At 45.6% G+C, this 2,180-nt stretch carries 3 protein-coding genes; all 3 read left to right on the top strand.

Annotated elements, in window-relative coordinates:
- Positions 1 to 323 precede the first annotated feature (323 nt).
- The 3 genes from PX636_RS00430 to PX636_RS00420 all read left to right on the top strand — a co-directional run bounded on the left by PX636_RS00430 (position 324) and on the right by PX636_RS00420 (position 1,893).
- On the top strand, positions 324 to 599 hold the full coding sequence (locus tag PX636_RS00430) for a hypothetical protein (protein WP_002739245.1): 276 nt from the start codon (positions 324 to 326) through the stop codon (positions 597 to 599).
- A 641-nt stretch (positions 600 to 1,240) separates the two neighbouring features.
- Complete coding sequence (locus tag PX636_RS00425; RefSeq protein WP_002779931.1) at positions 1,241 to 1,516, top strand: hypothetical protein; 276 nt, start codon at positions 1,241 to 1,243, stop codon at positions 1,514 to 1,516.
- The gene (locus tag PX636_RS00420) at positions 1,513 to 1,893 is read left to right on the top strand and encodes a clan AA aspartic protease (RefSeq protein WP_002799544.1); all 381 of its coding nucleotides are present in this window, start codon (positions 1,513 to 1,515) and stop codon (positions 1,891 to 1,893) included. Before PX636_RS00425 ends, PX636_RS00420 begins: the two co-directional genes overlap by 4 nt.
- Positions 1,894 to 2,180: the final 287 nt, after the last annotated feature.

The following is a 2,180-nucleotide window of genomic DNA, read 5'->3' as shown; positions in this document are numbered from 1 at the left end:
GTTATCTCATTGCGGGATGACTGGTATGGACACTTTACAGTTATTGAAGAAGACAAAATTAGAATGAGAGACTTAACGGTGCGATCGCCGATCTTGTAGGGTGCGTTCCTTAATGTGACTCCTACTGCTCCAGCGATCGATTTTTGGGGAACGCACCATGCACATTGATTGCAGCCGTGGGTTTAAATGCGATGTCGAAGGCACTGCGTAGCAGTACACCAATCTTGTAGAGACTTAGTAGGATGGGCATTAGCTCATCCTACAGACCTGTGAGATATTATAGAGGGGTCTCCAGAAGTCAAATCGTAATCAGGAGTTAGTATATGCAAGCAATCCTTTTAAGCCGTGAAGAAGTTGCTCAACGTGCAGAGAAACTGTACGAAAGCAGAATCCGCCAAGAGGTGGAAGTTGAAGAAAACATTGGCAAGATGGTTATCATTGACATTGAAACAGGTGACTACAAAGTTGATGAAAATGGCTTACACGCTGCTGACTTATTGAGCGAGAAACACCCCCATGCTCGGCTCTTTGGGATCAAAATTGGCTACAACGTTGCTGCCGCTTTTGGTGGGGGTGTTATGGAGCGTGTAGTTAAGTGATTTCAGGTATTGTGGCTAATGGACACCCGCTTATCACTATCCCATTTCGGATTCCAAATCGCGCTGACTTTCCGATTGAGTTTGTAGTAGATACAGGATTTACAGATGAGCTTTGTTTACCACCCGAAGCAGTAGCATTACTGAATCTTCCTTTCAGGTACGATATGCGTGCGAATTTAGCAGACAACAGCCAAGTAATGCTGCCTCTTCACAAAGCAATTATTATCTGGAATGGTGAGGAGTGAGAAACTCGTGTATTTGCCACAGGGCGGCGACCCCTGGTTGGAACTGCTTTATTAGATAGCCATGAACTTGTGATTCAGTTTACGGAAGGTGGGTTGGTAACGATTGATGATTTGTAGTGCGATGCCGAAGGCACTGCGTAGCAGCACGCCGATCTTGTAGGGTGCGTTCCTTAATGTGACTCCTACTGCTCCACCGATCGATTTTTGGGGAACGCACCATGCACATTTACTGTGGGTTTAAGTGCGTTCCCTAGTGAAAGTTAAAGTCAGATGTAGGCTGGGTTGACAAAAAGAAATCCAACAACTTCTAGTTTAATCCCCTCTGCCACCTCAACGATAGACACCTCCATTGCTCAGGGTAAAATGAAGGGGCATAGTTGAAAAGAGGTCAAATCTATGACAGTTCGACAACCCCGCTACAGCAAAGAAGAGTTTGCCCGACGTGGCGATGAGATTTATGAATCTCAGGTGCGCCCCCAAATTGAGGAAGGTAATCATGGCAGAATTGTGGCGATCGACATCGAAACTGGAGCGTTTGAGCTTGCCGACGATACGATGACTGCGACTCGGCGACTTTATAAACGATTGCCTGATGCTCAGCCTTGGGTTGTTCGGATCGGCTATCGCGCCGTTCATCGTTTCGGCGCACGGAGTTTAAAAGACGCTCTATGATGATGCAGGGTTACGTCAATCAGAATTACGAAGCAATGCTTTCCTTGGTTGTGAGGAACGGCGACAAACTTAAATCCATTACTGCTGTGATCGATACAGGGTTTACAGGGTTCTTGAGTCTCCCGATTGCTACTATTAGAGAACTTGAATTGTCTTGGAGTTACCGCGATCGGGCAACCTTGGGCGATGGTAGCGAAGTCTTATTTGATATCTATGATGGCATGGTGATTTGGGGTGGGCAGTATCGAGAAATGGAGATTAACGCGGCAGAGACAGAGCCATTGATTGGAATGAGCCTGTTGCGCGGTTATCGGTTGCAAGTCGATACAGTCCAAGGCGGATTGGTTACGATTTCGGAGTTACCGATCGCAGTGTGATCGCCGATCTTGTAGGGTGCGTTCCCTAATGTGGCTCCTGCTGCTCCAGCGATCGATTTTTGGGGAACGTACCATGCACATTAGACCTCTTGCATAAATCCGAAAACAAACGATAGAAACAATAATGGGAAGGACTTTCAGTTAATTATTTATTAGTAGTTGATAATCTTCAAAAATGTTGCTGTACAAGGATCGACTTAAGACTTTTGCAAGAGGTCTATTGATTGAAGTTGTGATACTAAAGCCCTTTACAATAAAATGAGTAAAGACGAGGTTTTAGACCCGAT

It is taken from the genome of Microcystis sp. M53598_WE2, assembly GCF_030067735.1.
Lineage (GTDB): Bacteria > Cyanobacteriota > Cyanobacteriia > Cyanobacteriales > Microcystaceae > Microcystis > Microcystis aeruginosa.
This window is presented reverse-complemented; position numbering and strand designations above follow the sequence as displayed.